At 70.7% G+C, this 16,977-nt stretch carries 16 protein-coding genes; 13 read left to right on the forward strand and 3 right to left on the reverse strand.

From position 1 onward, the window contains the following. Positions 1-90 precede the first annotated feature (90 nt). The 6 genes from dxr to ACWGIH_RS28110 all read left to right on the forward strand — a co-directional run bounded on the left by dxr (position 91) and on the right by ACWGIH_RS28110 (position 7,511). Positions 91-1,347 carry a 1-deoxy-D-xylulose-5-phosphate reductoisomerase gene (dxr, locus tag ACWGIH_RS28085; protein WP_453443496.1) on the forward strand — a complete coding sequence of 419 codons (1,257 nt, stop codon included), beginning with the start codon at positions 91-93 and terminating at the stop codon, positions 1,345-1,347. Continuing rightward, a complete protein-coding gene (locus ACWGIH_RS28090) occupies positions 1,344-2,645 on the forward strand; it encodes a M50 family metallopeptidase (RefSeq protein ID WP_453443494.1) in 1,302 nt (433 codons plus the stop codon). Before dxr ends, ACWGIH_RS28090 begins: the two co-directional genes overlap by 4 nt. 199 nt (positions 2,646-2,844) lie before the next feature. After that, complete coding sequence (ispG, locus tag ACWGIH_RS28095) at positions 2,845-4,002, forward strand: flavodoxin-dependent (E)-4-hydroxy-3-methylbut-2-enyl-diphosphate synthase (RefSeq protein WP_190084813.1); 1,158 nt, start codon at positions 2,845-2,847, stop codon at positions 4,000-4,002. Between the two features lie 243 nt (positions 4,003-4,245). After that, positions 4,246-5,094, forward strand: coding sequence for a GNAT family N-acetyltransferase (locus ACWGIH_RS28100; protein ID WP_453451201.1), 849 nt, complete (start codon positions 4,246-4,248; stop codon positions 5,092-5,094). A gap of 60 nt (positions 5,095-5,154) precedes the next feature. Then, entirely contained in the window at positions 5,155-5,700 is a 546-nt protein-coding gene (locus ACWGIH_RS28105) for a GNAT family N-acetyltransferase (protein WP_453451200.1), read from the forward strand. 116 nt (positions 5,701-5,816) lie between these two features. Further along, a complete protein-coding gene (locus tag ACWGIH_RS28110) occupies positions 5,817-7,511 on the forward strand; it encodes a proline--tRNA ligase (protein WP_453451199.1) in 1,695 nt (564 codons plus the stop codon). A 150-nt stretch (positions 7,512-7,661) separates the two neighbouring features. On the opposite strand, the gene ACWGIH_RS28115 is transcribed toward ACWGIH_RS28110, so the two are convergent. From ACWGIH_RS28115 to ACWGIH_RS28125, 3 genes are read right to left on the reverse strand one after another with little or no spacing between them, the layout of a single operon-like run. Then, positions 7,662-8,555: an aminoglycoside phosphotransferase family protein gene (locus ACWGIH_RS28115; protein WP_453451198.1), complete on the reverse strand. Its 894-nt coding sequence runs from the start codon at positions 8,553-8,555 to the stop codon at positions 7,662-7,664. A 27-nt stretch (positions 8,556-8,582) separates the two neighbouring features. After that, complete coding sequence (locus tag ACWGIH_RS28120) at positions 8,583-9,041, reverse strand: ferritin-like domain-containing protein (RefSeq protein WP_453451197.1); 459 nt, start codon at positions 9,039-9,041, stop codon at positions 8,583-8,585. Continuing rightward, positions 9,038-9,580, reverse strand: coding sequence for a hypothetical protein (locus ACWGIH_RS28125; protein WP_453451196.1), 543 nt, complete (start codon positions 9,578-9,580; stop codon positions 9,038-9,040). The genes ACWGIH_RS28120 and ACWGIH_RS28125 overlap by 4 nt, the downstream gene beginning before the upstream one ends. Positions 9,581-9,818: 238 nt before the next feature. On the opposite strand from ACWGIH_RS28125, the gene rimP reads away from it, so the two are divergent. The 7 genes from rimP (at position 9,819) to truB (ending at position 16,872) form a co-directional block, all read left to right on the forward strand. After that, positions 9,819-10,319: a ribosome maturation factor RimP gene (rimP, locus tag ACWGIH_RS28130; protein ID WP_453451195.1), complete on the forward strand. Its 501-nt coding sequence runs from the start codon at positions 9,819-9,821 to the stop codon at positions 10,317-10,319. Positions 10,320-10,321: 2 nt separating this feature from the next. Beyond that, positions 10,322-11,320, forward strand: a complete 999-nt coding sequence (gene nusA / locus ACWGIH_RS28135) for a transcription termination factor NusA (protein WP_453451194.1) — start codon at positions 10,322-10,324, stop codon at positions 11,318-11,320. A gap of 101 nt (positions 11,321-11,421) precedes the next feature. Then, the gene (locus ACWGIH_RS28140) at positions 11,422-11,712 is read left to right on the forward strand and encodes a YlxR family protein (protein WP_160507520.1); all 291 of its coding nucleotides are present in this window, start codon (positions 11,422-11,424) and stop codon (positions 11,710-11,712) included. Positions 11,713-11,857: 145 nt separating this feature from the next. Next, entirely contained in the window at positions 11,858-15,040 is a 3,183-nt protein-coding gene (gene infB / locus ACWGIH_RS28145; RefSeq protein WP_453451193.1) for a translation initiation factor IF-2, read from the forward strand. A gap of 139 nt (positions 15,041-15,179) precedes the next feature. Beyond that, the gene (locus ACWGIH_RS28150) at positions 15,180-15,473 is read left to right on the forward strand and encodes a DUF503 domain-containing protein (RefSeq protein ID WP_249587396.1); all 294 of its coding nucleotides are present in this window, start codon (positions 15,180-15,182) and stop codon (positions 15,471-15,473) included. A 32-nt stretch (positions 15,474-15,505) separates the two neighbouring features. Beyond that, on the forward strand, positions 15,506-15,967 hold the full coding sequence (rbfA, locus tag ACWGIH_RS28155; RefSeq protein WP_453451191.1) for a 30S ribosome-binding factor RbfA: 462 nt from the start codon (positions 15,506-15,508) through the stop codon (positions 15,965-15,967). Beyond that, positions 15,964-16,872 (forward strand): tRNA pseudouridine(55) synthase TruB, encoded by a 909-nt coding sequence (gene truB / locus ACWGIH_RS28160; protein ID WP_453451190.1) that lies wholly within the window; start codon positions 15,964-15,966, stop codon positions 16,870-16,872. The genes rbfA and truB overlap by 4 nt, the downstream gene beginning before the upstream one ends. Positions 16,873-16,977: the final 105 nt, after the last annotated feature.

The raw sequence follows: 16,977 nt of genomic DNA on the forward strand, positions 1-16,977 counted from the left end.
CCCCTGCGGGAACGCCCCGGAACACGATTGGGGCCCACCGGATCGGGGCGCAGTGTCTCCTCACGCCGCCACCCAGGCAAGAATGGGGGGATGAGCGACAGCCCAGCCCCCCTCGCCGATCCGCATCTCGTCTTCGACCCCGTCGTGACGGACGGTCCTCGGGACATCGTCATCCTCGGCTCCACCGGGTCGATCGGCACCCAGGCCATCGATCTCGTCCTGCGCAACCCCGGCCGCTTCCGCGTCACCGCGCTCTCCGCCGCCGGCGGCCGCGTCGGACTGCTCGCCGAGCAGGCCAGGCAGCTGCGGGTGCGGACCGTGGCCGTGGCCCGCGAGGACGTCGTACCGGCGCTGCGCGAGGCGCTCAAGGGGCAGTACGGCAGCGAGCCGCTGCCCGAGATCCTCGCCGGACCCGACGCGGCCACGCAGGTCGCCGCGTCGCCGTGCCACACCGTCCTGAACGGCATCACCGGGTCCATCGGGCTCGCGCCCACGCTCGCCGCGCTCGAAGCGGGCCGCACCCTCGCGCTCGCCAACAAGGAGTCGCTGATCGTCGGCGGGCCCCTGGTGAAGGCGCTCGCCAAGCCGGGGCAGATCATCCCCGTCGACTCCGAGCACGCGGCGCTCTTCCAGGCGCTCGCCGCGGGCACCCGCGCCGATGTGCGCAAGCTGGTCGTCACGGCCTCCGGGGGCCCGTTCCGGGGACGTACGAAGGCCGACCTGGCGGACGTGCGGCCGGAGGACGCGCTCGCGCACCCCACCTGGGCCATGGGCCCGGTCATCACCGTCAACTCCGCGACGCTCGTCAACAAGGGTTTGGAGGTCATCGAGGCACACCTCCTCTACGACATCCCCTTCGAGCGCATCGAGGTCGTCGTCCACCCGCAGTCCTACGTGCACTCCATGGTCGAGTTCACCGACGGATCGACGCTGGCCCAGGCCACGCCGCCCGACATGCGCGGCCCGATCGCCATCGGCATCGGCTGGCCCGAGCGCGTGCCGGACGCCGCGCCCGCGTTCGACTGGACCAAGGCCTCCAGCTGGGAGTTCTTCCCCCTCGACAACGACGCGTTTCCGTCGGTCGGGCTCGCCCGGCAGGTGGGGAAGCTCGCGGGCACGGCCCCGGCGGTGTTCAATGCCGCCAACGAGGAGTGCGTGGACGCGTTCTTGAACGGTGCCCTGCCCTTCAACGGGATCATGGAGACCGTCACGAGGGTCGTCGCCGAACACGGCACACCGTCCGCGGGAACTTCCCTGACCGTCGCGGACGTCCTCGAAGCGGAGACCTGGGCGCGCGCCCGGGCCCGTGAACTGACGGCGAAAGCGACCGCGGAGGCGCGCGCATGACGACCTTGATGATGATCCTCGGCATAGTCGTCTTCGCGGTCGGGCTGCTGTTCTCGATCGCCTGGCACGAGCTGGGCCACCTGTCGACCGCCAAGCTGTTCGGCATCCGCGTGCCGCAGTACATGGTCGGTTTCGGCCCGACGATCTTCTCGCGCAAGAAGGGCGACACCGAGTACGGCATCAAGGCCATCCCCCTCGGCGGCTACATCCGCATGATCGGCATGTTCCCGCCGGGACCGGACGGACGCCTCGAGGCGCGGTCCACCTCCCCCTGGCGCGGCATGATCGAGGACGCGCGCTCGGCCGCCTTCGAGGAGCTCAAGCCCGGCGACGAGACGCGGCTCTTCTACACGCGCAAGCCGTGGAAGCGCGTGATCGTGATGTTCGCGGGCCCGTTCATGAACCTGATCCTGGCCGTGGCGATCTTCCTCGGCGTGATGATGACCTTCGGCATCAGCACGCAGACGACGACGGTCGGCAAGGTGTCCGACTGCGTCATCCAGCAGAGCGAGAACCGCACGAAGTGCGAGAAGGGCGACACGGTCGCGCCCGCCAAGGCCGCGGGCCTGAAGCTCGGCGACAAGATCGTCGGCTTCCAGGGACAGCCGGTCGACGACTGGTCCGCGCTCCAGGGCAAGATCCGCGAGACGATCGGCCCGGCCACCATCACGGTCGAGCGCGACGGCAAGCAGGTCGACCTGCACGCGAATCTCATCAAGAACCAGGTCAGCAAGACCGACGGTGAGGGCGGCTATGTGGAGGGCAAGTACGTCTCCGCGGGCTTCCTCGGCTTCACCCCCGCCACCGGCATCGTGCAGCAGGGCTTCGGCGACTCCGTGAGCCGCATGGGCGACATGATGGAGAACGGCGTCGAGTCGCTCATCGCGCTGCCGTCCAAGATCCCCGACCTGTGGGACGCGGCCTTCGGTGACGGTGACCGCAAGCAGGACTCCCCGATGGGCGTGGTCGGCGCGGCACGCGTGGGCGGCGAGGTCTTCACCCTCGACATCCCGCCGGAGAACCAGATCGCGATGATGCTGTTCCTGGTCGCGGGCTTCAACCTCTCGCTGTTCCTGTTCAACATGCTGCCGCTGCTGCCGCTGGACGGCGGTCACATCGCCGGGGCTCTGTGGGAGTCGGTCCGCCGCAAGGCGGCCAAGCTCCTGAAGCGGCCCGACCCGGGTCCCTTCGACGTCGCGAAGCTGATGCCCGTCGCCTACGTGGTGGCCGGGATCTTCATCTGCTTCACGATCCTCGTGCTGATCGCGGACGTCGTTAACCCGGTGAGAATCTCCTGATGCCGCACCGTTCCGGGGAGCGCCCCCGGGACGCCCGGTAAAGACGTTCGTGGCGGCCGGACACTCTATGTGTCCGGTCGCCCACCATTGGGTGGATTTGGGGACGGGATGTGCTCGGGCCCTGTGGGGTGCCGTAATCTCGAAGTCTGGAGCCCGCCGAACTCGGGACCTTGATCCACACCTTGGGGATGCACGCCAGATGACTGCCGTTTCTCTCGGAATCCCGTCCGTACCGACCAAGCTCGCCGACCGCAGGGTCAGCCGTAAGATCCAGGTCGGTACGGTCGCCGTCGGCGGGGACGCGCCCGTGTCGGTGCAGTCGATGACGACGACGCGTACGTCCGACATCGGTGCGACGCTGCAGCAGATCGCCGAACTCACCGCTTCCGGCTGCCAGATCGTGCGGGTGGCGTGTCCGACGCAGGACGACGCGGACGCCCTTGCGACGATCGCACGCAAGTCGCAGATCCCGGTGATCGCGGACATCCACTTCCAGCCGAAGTACGTGTTCGCGGCGATCGACGCCGGCTGCGCCGCTGTCCGCGTGAACCCGGGCAACATCAAGCAGTTCGACGACAAGGTCAAGGAGATCGCGCGGGCCGCGAACGACGCGGGCACGCCGATCCGCATCGGCGTGAACGCCGGTTCCCTGGACGCGCGTCTCCTCAAGAAGTACGGCAAGGCGACCCCGGAGGCCCTGGTCGAGTCGGCCCTGTGGGAGGCGTCGCTCTTCGAGGAGCACGGCTTCCGGGACATCAAGATCTCGGTCAAGCACAACGACCCGGTGGTCATGGTCAACGCCTACCGCCAGCTCGCCGCGGCCTGCGACTACCCCCTGCACCTCGGCGTGACCGAGGCCGGCCCCGCCTTCCAGGGCACGATCAAGTCGGCGGTCGCCTTCGGCGCGCTGCTCTCCGAGGGCATCGGCGACACCATCCGCGTCTCGCTCTCGGCCCCGCCGGTGGAGGAGATCAAGGTCGGCATCCAGATCCTGGAGTCCCTCAACCTCAAGCCGCGCCGCCTGGAGATCGTCTCCTGCCCGTCCTGCGGTCGCGCCCAGGTCGACGTCTACAAGCTGGCCGAAGAGGTCACCGCCGGCCTGGACGGCATGGAGGTCCCCCTCCGCGTCGCCGTCATGGGCTGTGTCGTGAACGGCCCCGGCGAGGCCCGCGAGGCCGACCTCGGCGTCGCGTCCGGCAACGGCAAGGGGCAGATCTTCGTCAAGGGCGAGGTCATCAAGACCGTCCCCGAGTCGAAGATCGTGGAGACCCTCATCGAAGAGGCCATGAAGATCGCCGAGCAGATGGAGAAGGACGGGATCCCCTCCGGGGAGCCCACGGTCGCGGTAGCGGGCTGACGCTGACATGACGCATGGGACCGGGCGCCACCTCCGGAGGTGGCGCCCGGTCCCATGCGTGCGGTGCCGCCGAGCATCTCCGGTTAAAGTACGGAGATCAGCAGACCGTGTGACTTCGCCCCGAGGGGCTACTCGTAGTGACGCGACGGTCGAGCCCTGACCGGCGCCCGGGGGGCGCGCGGCGACGCTAGCAGGGTGTTCGACCGGTTGTCGTTGCCCGCAGGGAGTGATGGAGACGCCCCGTTGTTGACGCAGACCACCACCAGGGTCCTCGAACCGAGTGACCTGGACGCCGCGCTCGCCGTGCTGGACCGCGAGCCGGTGGCCAATGCCTTCGTGACCTCGCGGGTGCGCGTCGCGGGCCTCGACCCGTGGCGGCTCGGCGGCGAGATGTGGGGCTGGTACCAGGACGGAATGCTGGAGTCCCTCTGCTACGCGGGCGCCAACCTCGTCCCGATCTGCGCGACCCCGCGAGCCGTCCGCGCCTTCGCGGACCGCGCCCGCAGGGCAGGCCGCCGCTGCTCCTCCATCGTCGGCCCCGCCGAGCCCACCGCCCAGCTGTGGCGGCTGCTCGAACCCTCCTGGGGCCCCGCCCGCGAGGTCCGCGCCCAGCAGCCGCTGATGGTCACCGACCGGCTCCCGCAGGACATCACCCCCGACCCCTACGTCCGTCGCGTCCGCAAGGACGAGATGGAGACGATCATGCCCGCGTGCGTGGCGATGTTCACCGAGGAGGTCGGCATCTCGCCGCTCGCCGGCGACGGCGGACTGCTCTACCAGGCGCGGGTCGCCGAACTCGTCGGCGGGGGGCGCTCGTTCGCGCGCCTCGACCGCGACGGCAAGGTCATCTTCAAGGCGGAGATCGGCGCGGCCACCGCACTGGCCTGCCAGGTGCAGGGTGTCTGGGTGGCCCCCGAGTACCGGGGCCAGGGCTACGCGGCACCGGGCATGGCGGCCGTCCTGCGCTACGCCCTCGCGGACATCGCCCCCGTCGTCAGCCTCTACGTCAACGACTTCAACACCCCGGCAAGGGCGGCGTACCGGCGGGTGGGTTTCCAGGAGGTCGGGGCGTTCATGAGCGTTCTGTTCTAGCTCCCCGCGCCTCACCCCGCACTCCTCACGCACCCCCGTCCGCGAGCTAAAGTTCGGCGCATGACTGACGACGTCGTGATCGGGCCGCTGGACCTCGCCACGCACGTGGACGAAGCGCTGCGGGTGCAGGCCCACGCCTTCGGGCTCAGCGACGACGAGGTGACCGTGCGGCGGCAGATCGTGCTGCGGCACATCACCTATCCCGGCGCCCGCGCGCTCGGCGCCACCACCCCCGAGGGCCGGCTCGTCGCCTTCGTCTACGGCATGCCCAACGACCGCGGTCACTGGTGGTCCACGGTCGTCGAGCCGTATCTGCGCGTGCGCGGCATGGAGGACTGGCTCGACGACTCCTTCGTGATCACCGAACTCCATGTGCAGCCCGGCTACCAGAACCGCGGGGTCGGTCGCACGCTCATCACTACCATCACGGACGACGTCGACCAGCCCCGTTCGATCCTCTCGGCGATCGACGTCGAGAGCCCCGCGCGGGGCCTCTACCGCTCCCTCGGGTACGCCGACCTGGCCCGCAACGTCCAGTTCCCCAGCGCCCAGAAGCCGTACGCGGTCATGGGAGCGCCCCTGCCCCTGAGGCGGCCGGGCGCGTAGCGGCACGGAACCGATTTCCGCACGCGCCGGGGCCCCGGCTAACCTCCTGACATCACCCTTCCCCAAGCTCTCGGCTTAGCTCGAGCAGGGGGGACCACCTTTCGCAGGAGTTCACCATGGCCCAGGTCCAGCGCATGTCCCGATTGATGATCAAGACACTGCGCGACGACCCGGCGGACGCAGAGACGCTCAACCACAAGCTGCTCGTCCGGGCCGGATACGTCCGCCGCACCGCCGCCGGCATCTGGTCCTGGCTGCCGCTGGGCAAGAAGGTCCTGGACAACATCACCCACGTCGTCCGCGAGGAGATGGACGCCATCGGCGCCCAGGAAGTCCTCCTGCCCGCGCTCCTGCCCAAGGAGTCGTACGACGCGACGGGGCGCTACGACGAGTACGGCGACCTGCTCTTCCGCCTCAAGGACCGCAAGGGCGCGGACTACCTCCTCGGTCCCACGCACGAGGAGATCTTCACCCAGATCGTCAAGGACCAGTGCTCGTCCTACAAGGACCTGCCGGTCGTGCTCTACCAGATCCAGACGAAGTACCGCGACGAGGCCCGCCCCCGCGCGGGCGTGCTCCGCGGCCGCGAGTTCCAGATGAAGGACTCGTACTCCTTCGACACGACGGACGAGGGCCTCGCCGAGTCGTACGCCCTGCACCGTGCCGCGTACATCAAGATCTTCGAGCGTCTCGGCCTCGACCACCGCATCGTCTCCGCCGTCTCCGGCGCGATGGGCGGCTCGGCCTCCGAGGAGTTCCTGGCGCCCGCGCCGGCCGGTGAGGACACGTTCGTGGACTGCCCCGCGTGCGACTACGCGGCCAACACGGAGGCCGTTTCCTTCGTCGCCACGGCGGTGGACGGTTCGGCGCACGGCCCCGTCGAGGACCTCGACACCCCCGACACCCCGACCATCGAGACGCTCGCCGCCCACCTCGGTGTGCCCGCCTCCGCGACCCTGAAGAACCTCCTGGTCAAGGTCGACGGCGAGATCGTTGCCGTGGGCGTCCCCGGCGACCGTGAGGTCGACCTCGGCAAGCTCGGCGAGCACCTGTCGCCCGCCGTCGTGGAACTGGTGACGGCGGAGGACTTCGAGGGCCGCGACGATCTCGTACGCGGCTACGTCGGTCCGCAGGGCCTGGAGAAGGTCCGCTACATCGCCGACCCGCGGGTGGCGGCCGGCACGGCCTGGATCACCGGCGCCAACAAGATCAACACGCACGCGAAGAACGTCGTCGCGGGCCGTGACTTCGAGGTCGACGACTACCTGGACGTCGTGGTCGTCGAGGAGGGCGACCCCTGCCCCAAGTGCGGCACCGGCCTGAAGCTGGACCGCGCCATCGAGATCGGCCACATCTTCCAGCTGGGCCGCAAGTTCGCCGACGCCTTCCAGCTGGACGTGCTCGGCCAGCAGGGCAAGCCGGTCCGCGTGACCATGGGCTCGTACGGCATCGGCGTCTCCCGCGCGGTGGCGGCGCTCGCCGAGCAGACGGCGGACGACAAGGGCCTGTGCTGGCCCCGCGAGATCGCCCCGGCCGACGTGCACGTGGTGGCCGCGGGCAAGGCGCTCCAGACGGAGCTCGCGCTCGACGTCTCCGAGCAGCTGAACGCCGCGGGCGTGCGGGTCCTGGTCGACGACAGGGCGGGCGTCTCGCCCGGCGTGAAGTTCACGGACGCGGAGCTGATCGGTGTGCCGACCATCCTGGTGGCAGGGCGCCGCTCGGCCGAGGGCGTCGTCGAGCTGAAGGACCGGCGTACCGGGGAGCGCGAGGAGCTGACGGTGGCTGAGGCGATCGCGCGTCTGACGGCCTGAGTCGGGCGGGGGCGGGGGCCTGCGGGGCTTTCCCCATCCCGCCCCTTCCCGAAACTGGGGCTCCGCCCCGGACCCCGCTCCTCAAACGCCGGAGAGGCTGAAACCACTCAGCCTCTCCGGCGTTTGGTAAAGCCCCGCAGGGCCCGCCCCCTACAACCACCCCGCGAACTCCAACAACAGCTCCGCGTCCTGCTCCCGCCCCACCCGCCGTGCCCGTACGCCCGACTCCACGGCCCGGAACAAGGTCCACCCCCGCAGCCGCTCCTGATCCACGTCCAGCGACTCGGCCAGCTTCTTCACCCGGCGGCGGGTGATCGAGGACCCCGAGGGCGAGGCGATCAGGTCCTCGACGCGGTCGCGTACGAGGCGCGCCAGGTCGAAGGCGGGCTCCCCGACCACCGGGTCGGGCCCGACGGCCAGCCACGGCACACGGTCGCCCTGCAGAACCTTGCTCTGCCGGAACGTCCCGTGCAGCAGCCGCACCTCCGCGTCCCCGGCGAGCAGCTCGTCCCGGGCGGCGAGCGCCGCGTCCACCAGTGGCGCGACCTCCCCATCGGCAGCGGCCCGCATCGCGTCCGCCTGCCGTCCCGTCCGCTCGGCGACCGTCTCGAAGCGGTGATCCGTGGGCGGCTCCACCCACAGCCGCCGCAGCGTGCCCGCCGCTTCGAGCAGGGCCTTGGCCTCGGGCAGCGAGCGGACCGACACGTCACGGTGCAGCCGTTCGAGCAGGAGGGCTCCGTCCGCGGCGGAGGGGTCAAGGAGCCGTACGGCTCCGAGTCCGTTCCAGTGCGCGAGCGCGGCCCGCTCGCTCTCGGGGCGCGACCTCGGCGGGATCAGCTTCAGCACGGCGGGCGTCTCGTCGGCCTGGCGCACCATGACGACGAGACTGCTGCGCCCGCCGGGCACGTGGACCCGCTCGACGGTCAACTCGCGTAGGGAGACGGCCTGTTCGGCTGCCTCGGGCAGCTTCGCCAGCCAGTCGTCGCCGTCCTGCGCCGTCTCACCGAGTGCGGTGACCAGACGCTGGGGCGGTTCGAGAGCCATACGCGAGGTGTTCCCTTCCTGAGCGGGTCAGACCTTGGGTGCCGAGGAGCCAGGAGCGGCGGCCCGCTCGGCGAGACCAGGGAAGGTTACGCTCCCGCCGCGCCACCGCGCCGCACGGACCGCCGCCTCCCGCAGCGCTTCGGCCGCGTGCCCCCGCCGGGCGCCGGTGGCGGCCCGTACGAGATCCGAGTAGACCCCCGCGACGCGCTCCTCCAGCTCCGTCGCGAGCCGCACGGCGGCCGCGGAGTCCGGCACCGCGAACGGCAGCGCGTAGGCGGCCGCCGAGGGCTCGGGTTCGCCGCCCAGGTCGCGCACGGCGCGCTGCAGCTCGTCGCGCCGGGCGCGGTGCGCGTCGTACGCCGTGCGCGCCTCGTCCCTGCGGTCCTCGCCGATCCGGCCGCCGACGACCCCGAAGCCGTACACGGCGGCGTGCTCGGCACCGAGTGCGGCCTGCACCGCCCGCAACTCGTCCTTGGAATCGCTCACTTGTCGCCCTCCGTCAGCAGATACGCGTGCGCGGCGCCCGCCGCCGCCACCGAGGCGAGCAGCCTGGCCAGCTCCGCCGGTGCGTCGAGCAGGTCGCTCCCGCGCCGCTTCGCCAGCTCCCGCTCGGCCTTGGCCAGCTCGCGCACCGCGTCCTTCTCGTCCTTGGGGACGGAGGGCTTGCGGGAGGGCGCCGCGGAGGGGGAGGCGGAACCCGGCGCGGCGGCGGGGCTCGGCGCCGCGGACCCTTCGGCGAATGCCTTCTCGTGCCGCTTCACCTCCGCCCGCAGCGGATCGAGGCGGCCGGACAGCGAGGGATGCGCGGCGAGGACGGCGTCGTACCGTCCCAGCAGCTCACCGCTGTCCCGGGCGGCACGCGCGCGCAGCCGCGCGGCGGTGGAAGGACGCTCGTCCGCGTCCGTGGACGCGGAGTCCGAGCAGCCGGAGAGCAGCACGGCCCCGGCCGCTCCTGCGGCCCCGGTCAGCAGGCTCCTCCGGCGCGGCCCCGAGCGGGCGTGCGAGGGGGTGGGATACGACGGCACAGCAGACGTCCTCGGCAGGAAGGCCAGAAAGGCAGGCAGTCAGAAGGTGGGCGAGCAGTCAGACAGTGGGCGAGCCGGGCGCGAGCCCGGTGATCACCGTACCTGCGGCCTGCCCTCGTACGCGTGAGCGGCTCGATGCCGGGCGGAGAGCGGGCGGCAACACCCCCCGGGACCGGATACCCTTTGACCTGACACGCGACGAACCCACAACAGCACACGCGGCCGAGGAGTCACCCGGATGAGCACCACCCAGAGCGAGAGGCTGCGAGAACTGCTGGAACCGCTCGTCAGCTCGAAGGAACTGGATCTCGAAGAGATCGAAGTGGCCTCGGTCGGACGCAAGCGGGTGCTGCGGGTGGTCGTCGACTCCGACGACGGCGTGGATCTGGACCAGATCGCGGAGATCAGCCGCGAACTCTCGGAGAAGCTCGACGAGAGCGACGCGATGGGCGACGGGGAATACACCCTCGAAGTCGGCTCCCCGGGCGCCGAGCGCCCGCTGACGGAGCACCGCCACTATCTGCGCGCCGTCGGCCGCCTGGTGAAGTTCCAGCTGACGGAGGGCGGCGACGATCTGATCGCCCGCATCCTCGACGTGGACGACGACGGCATGGATCTTGAAGTACCGGGTGTGAAGGGGCGCAAGCCCACCGCCCGCAGGCTCACCTTCGACGAGATCGCCAAGGCGCGCGTCGAGGTCGAGTTCAACCGCAAGGACAAGAAGGAAGAGGAGGCGTAGCCGTGGACATCGACATGAGTGCCCTGCGGGGTCTGGTCCGCGAGAAGGAGATCTCCTTCGACCTGCTGGTCGAGGCGATCGAGTCGGCCCTCCTCATCGCCTACCACCGCACCGACGGCAGCTTCCGTCGCGCACGCGTGAAGCTGGACCGCGAGAGCGGCCATGTGACGGTGTGGGCGACCGAGGACCCGGCTGACCTCGAAGAGGGCCAGGAGGCCAAGGAGTTCGACGACACCCCGTCCGACTTCGGCCGCATCGCCGCGACGACCGCCAAGCAGGTCATCCTGCAGCGCCTGCGCGACGCCGAGGACGACGCGACCCTCGGCGAGTACGCGGGCCGCGAGGGCGACATCGTCACGGGCGTCGTCCAGCAGGGCCGCGACCCGAAGAACGTGCTCGTCGACATCGGCAAGCTCGAGGCCATCCTGCCGGTGCAGGAGCAGGTACCGGGCGAGGAGTACGCCCACGGCCTGCGCCTTCGTTCGTACGTCGTCCGGGTGGCGAAGGGCGTCCGTGGCCCCTCGGTCACGCTGTCCCGTACGCACCCGAACCTCGTCAAGAAGCTCTTCGCGCTCGAGGTCCCGGAGATCGCCGACGGGTCGGTCGAGATCTCGGCCATCGCCCGTGAGGCGGGACACCGGACCAAGATCGCGGTGCGCTCGACCCGTCAGGGCCTCAACGCCAAGGGCGCCTGCATCGGTCCCATGGGCCAGCGCGTGCGCAACGTCATGGCCGAGCTCAACGGCGAGAAGATCGACATCGTCGACTGGTCGGACGACCCGGGCGAGATGGTCGCCCACGCGCTCTCCCCGGCGCGGGTCAGCAAGGTGGAGATCGTCGACATGGCGGCCCGTTCCGCCCGGGTCACGGTGCCCGACTACCAGCTGTCCCTCGCCATCGGCAAGGAAGGGCAGAACGCCCGCCTCGCCGCGCGGCTCACGGGCTGGCGCATCGACATCCGCCCGGACACCGAGCAGCCGCAGGACTCCCCGGAGGCCTGATCGGGGCGCTGATCGCGCGCTGATCGCGTATTGATCAAGACAACAACCGTTCGATTTTTGCCCCAAAGGGGTGAGGTCGGTACGGGGAGGTAGACTTAATCGTGTCTGGCCGGACGCAAGCCCGCGCATGCCCTGAACGCACCTGTGTGGGGTGCCGGGAGCGAGCGGCCAAGAGCGATCTGCTGCGCATCGTGGCGAAAGAGGGCGCTTGCGCCCCCGATCCAAGCGGTACGCTGCCCGGCCGGGGTGCGTATATCCACCCCGTTCCGGTCTGTCTCGACCTGGCGGTCCGACGCAGGGCGTTCCCGAGGGCCTTCCGGGCCCCGGGCCCGCTCGACACGGCGGACTTGCGCCGAGCCGTCGAGACAGTTGCCCAGCAGGCAACACCGTAAGGAAGGTCGCGCGGAACCCCGCGCGGCCCTGGTATTCCGCGAGTTGGAAGTAGGTCGAGATTGCGATGAGCACTCGATGAGCACGCGATGAGTACGCCCATGAAGTAGCGACGGTCCGGCGTAACCCGGACCTAAAAGGAGCGAAGTGGCTAAGGTCCGGGTATACGAGCTCGCCAAGGAGTTCGGCGTAGAGAGCAAGGTCGTCATGGCCAAGCTCCAAGAGCTCGGTGAATTCGTACGTTCGGCGTCCTCGACGATCGAGGCGCCCGTTGTACGCAAACTGACTGACGCATTGAACACGGGTGGCGGCAACGGCAAGTCCGCCGCCAAGCCCGGGGCGCCGCGCAAGCAGGCCGCCCCCAAGCCGCCGGCCCCCTCGGGCTCGGCGTCCCCCTCTCCCGCGCAGGCCGCCCGTCCGGGTCCGGCCGCGCCCAAGCCGCCGGCGGCCAAGCCCGCCGCCGCGGCCGACAAGCCCGCGGCCTCCCCGGCCGCTCCCGGCCCGCGCCCGGGTCCGAAGCCGCCGACGCCCAAGCCGGCGCCGGCAGCTCCGGCTGCCCCGGCCGCGCCCGCCGCGCCGGTCAGCCCGGCTCCGGCCGCCCCGGAGTTCACCGCTCCGCCGGCCGCTCCGGCCGCTCCGGCTGCTCCGGCCGCCTCCTCGGCGCCGGCAGGCCCCCGTCCGGGCGCTCGCCCGGGTGCCCCGAAGCCCGCGGGCCGTCCGGCCCCCGGCCAGGGTGGTCAGGGTCAGGGTCAGGGCGGTCGTGGCGACCGCAACGACCGTCAGGGTGGCGCTGCGCGTCCCGGCGGCCAGGGTGGCGCCCCGCGTCCCGGTGGCCGTCCGGCCGGACCGCGTCCCGGCAACAACCCCTTCACCTCTGGTGGCTCCACCGGCATGGCGCGCCCGCAGGCGCCCCGTCCGGGCGGTGCCCCGCGTCCCGGCGGCCAGGGTGGCCCCGGCGGTCCCGGCGGCGCCCCGCGCCCGCAGGGCCAGGGCGGCCAGGGTGCTCCTCGTCCGCAGGGTCAGGGCGGCGCTCGCCCCAGCCCCGGTGGCATGCCTCGTCCGCAGGGTGGCGCTCCGCGTCCCGGCGGCGGTGCGCCCGGCGCCGGTGGTAACCGTCCGAACCCCGGCATGATGCCGCAGCGTCCCGCTGCGGGCCCGCGTCCCGGTGGTGGCCCCGGCGGTGGCCGTGGTCCCGGCGGTGGCGGTCGTCCCGGTGGTGGCGGCGGCGGTCGTCCCGGTGGCGGCGGCGGCTTCGCCGGTCGTCCCGGTGGCGGTGGCGGCGGCTTCGCCGGTCGTCCCGGCGGTCCCGGTGGCGGTGGCGGCGGTTTCGCCGGTCGTCCCGGTGGCGGCGGCGGTCGTCCCGGCTTCGGTGGCCGTCCCGGCGGTCCCGGTGCCCGTGGTGGCACGCAGGGTGCCTTCGGCCGTCCCGGCGGGCCCGCCCGTCGTGGTCGCAAGTCGAAGCGGCAGAGGCGCCAGGAGTACGAGTCGATGCAGGCCCCGTCGGTCGGCGGCGTCATGCTGCCGCGCGGCAACGGCCAGGCGGTCCGCCTGTCCCGTGGTGCCTCGCTGACCGACTTCGCCGAGAAGATCAACGCCAACCCGGCGTCGCTCGTCGGCGTGATGATGAACCTCGGCGAGATGGTCACGGCCACGCAGTCCGTGCCGGACGAGACGCTGAAGCTCCTCGCGGACGAGATGAACTTCGTCCTCGAGATCGTCAGCCCCGAGGAGGAGGACCGCGAGCTGCTCGAGTCCTTCGACATCGAGTTCGGCGAGGACGAGGGCGGCGAGGAAGCGCTCATGGCGCGTCCGCCCGTCGTCACCGTCATGGGTCACGTCGACCACGGTAAGACCCGACTGCTCGACGCCATCCGCAAGACGAACGTCATCGCGGGCGAGGCCGGCGGCATCACGCAGCACATCGGTGCCTACCAGGTCGGCGCCGAGGTCAACGGCGAAGACCGCCGCATCACCTTCATCGACACCCCCGGTCACGAGGCGTTCACCGCCATGCGTGCCCGTGGTGCGAAGTCCACCGACATCGCGATCCTCGTGGTCGCGGCGAACGACGGTGTGATGCCGCAGACGATCGAGGCGCTGAACCACGCCAAGGCGGCCGACGTGCCGATCGTGGTCGCGGTCAACAAGATCGACGTCGAGGGTGCCGACCCGACCAAGGTGCGCGGTCAGCTCACCGAGTTCGGTCTGGTGGCCGAGGAGTACGGCGGCGACACGATGTTCGTCGACATCTCCGCCAAGCAGGGACTGAACATCGAGTCCCTCCTGGAGGCCGTGGTCCTGACCGCGGACGCCTCGCTCGACCTGCGGGCCAACCCGGAGCAGGACGCGCAGGGTATTGCGATCGAGTCCCACCTGGACAAGGGCCGCGGCGCCGTCGCGACCGTCCTGGTCCAGCGCGGTACCCTCCGCGTCGGTGACACGATGGTGGTCGGCGACGCGTACGGCCGAGTCCGCGCGATGCTCGACGACAAGGGCGAGAACGTGACGGAGGCGGGTCCCTCGACTCCGGTCCTCGTCCTCGGTCTCACCAACGTCCCGGGCGCCGGCGACAACTTCCTGGTCGTCGACGAGGACCGTACGGCCCGTCAGATCGCCGAGAAGCGTGCCGCCCGTGAGCGCAACGTCCGCTTCGCCCGCAAGGGTGTTCGGTTCTCCCTGGAGAACCTGGACGAGGCCCTCAAGGCCGGTCTGGTGCAGGAACTCAACCTCATCATCAAGGGCGACGCGTCCGGTTCGGTGGAGGCTCTCGAGTCCTCGCTGCTCCAGCTCGACGTCGGCGAAGAGGTCGACATCCGCGTCCTGCACCGCGGCGTGGGTGCGGTCACCGAGTCGGACATCGACCTGGCGACCGGCTCCGACGCGATCGTGATCGGCTTCAACGTCCGTGCGGCCGGTCGTGCCGCCCAGATGGCCGATCGCGAAGGCGTGGACGTCCGGTACTACTCGGTCATCTACCAGGCGATCGAAGAGATCGAAGCGGCCCTCAAGGGCATGCTCAAGCCGGAGTACGAAGAGGTCGAGCTCGGCACGGCGGAGATCCGCGAGATCTTCCGCTCGTCCAAGCTGGGCAACATCGCCGGTGTTCTTGTCCGGTCGGGCGAGGTCAAGCGCAACACCAAGGCGCGCCTCATCCGCGACGGCAAGGTCATCGCGGAGAGCCTCAACATCTCCGGTCTGCGCCGCTTCAAGGACGATGTCACCGAGATCCGCGAAGGGTTCGAGGGCGGTATCAACCTCGGCAACTTCAACGACATCAAGATCGACGACGTCATCGCGACGTACGAGATGCGCGAGAAGCCGCGAGGCTGATCACGACAGCTCGAACCGGGGCCGGTCGAGGGGAGGTAAATCCCGTCGATCGGCCCCGGCCGTTCCGTGTACGGTTCTTGTGTCCCTGCCAAGTGGTTGGCGGGGCACGACCCCGAACCGGCGGGACATCCGGACACACATGTATGTGGGGACACTGTCCTTCGATCTGCTCCTCGGCGACGTTCGCTCGCTGAAGGAGAAACGCTCCGTCGTCCGCCCGATCGTCGCCGAACTCATCCGCAAGTACGCGGTGAGCGCGGCGGAGACGGGGAACCAGGACCTCCATCGCAGGGCCGAGATCGGCCTGGCGCTGGTCTCCGGGGAGACGGGGCACCTCACCGACGTACTGGACCGGTGCGAGCGCCTGGTCGCCGCCCGTCCGGAGGTGGAGCTGCTCTCCGTTCGACGCAGGCTCCACGGCGACGAAGACTGATTGCACAGCAAGGCGAAGAAGGAGACGGAGCAGTGGCCGACAACGCGCGGGCGAAAAGGCTGGCAGACCTCATCCGAGAGGTGGTTGCCCAGAAGCTGCAGCGCGGGATCAAGGACCCGCGGCTCGGTACGCATGTGACCATCACGGACACCCGGGTCACGGGTGACCTGCGGGAGGCGACCGTCTTCTACACGGTCTACGGGGACGACGAGGACCGCGCCGCGGCCGCCGCCGGTCTGGAGAGCGCCAAGGGCGTCCTCCGTTCCGCGGTCGGCCAGGCAGCGGGCGTGAAGTTCACCCCCAGCCTCGCCTTCGTGGCGGACGCGCTGCCGGACAACGCACGGGCCATCGAGGACCTCCTCGACCGGGCCCGGATGTCGGACGAGAAGGTGCGCGAGGTGTCCGCGGGCGCCGAGTTCGCCGGCGGGGCCGACCCGTACCGCAAGCCCGAGGACGAGTCCGACGACGAAACGGACGGCGACGCCCGCGCATGAGCAGCACCAGCAACAAGACGCCGGACGGCCTTGTCATCGTCGACAAGCCGTCCGGCTTCACTTCGCATGACGTGGTCGCCAAGATGCGCGGGATCGCCAAGACCCGCCGCGTCGGCCACGCGGGCACCCTCGACCCCATGGCGACGGGCGTTCTCGTCCTCGGGGTCGAGCGGGCGACCAAGCTCCTCGGCCATCTCGCGCTGACGGAGAAGGAGTACCTCGGCACGATCCGGCTCGGCCAGAACACCGTCACGGACGACGCCGAGGGAGAGATCACCTCGTCGGCCGACGCCTCGACGATCAAGCGGGACGCCATCGACGCGGGCATCGCCAAGCTCTCCGGCGACATCATGCAGGTGCCGTCGAAGGTCAGCGCCATCAAGATCGACGGTAAGCGGTCGTACGCGCGAGCACGCGAGGGCGAGGACTTCGAGATCCCCGCCCGGCCGGTGAAGATCTCCGCGTTCACCGTGTACGACGTCAGGGACGCCGTCGCCGAGGACGGCACCCCCGTCCTCGACCTGGTCGTCTCCGTCGTCTGCTCCTCGGGGACCTACATCCGGGCCCTCGCCCGTGACCTGGGCGCGGACCTCGGGGTCGGCGGCCATCTGACGGCACTGCGGCGTACCCGCGTCGGACCGTACAAGCTGGACGCGGCCAAGACCATCGACCAGCTCCAGGAGGAGCTGACGGTGATGCCGGTGGCCGAAGCGGCCGCTGCCGCGTTCCCCCGCTGGGACGTGGACGAGCGGCGGGCGAAGCTGCTGCTCAACGGCGTACGGATCGAGATGCCGGGGGAGTACGCCGGGGTCGGCGCCGTCGCGGTCTTCGATCCGGAGGGCCGGTTCCTGGTCCTGGCCGAGGAGCTGAAGGGCAAGGCCAAGAGCCTGGCCGTCTTCGCCTGAGCCGCGTCTCCCGTGCGGCCGCACCTTTCGAAAGGCCGCGTCTCCCGTACGAGGGATCTCCTTCGTGGAGCGGCGGACAGCTGTGCGCATGGCCGCGCGCCGCTC

The organism is Streptomyces sp. NPDC054872 (assembly GCF_053610705.1).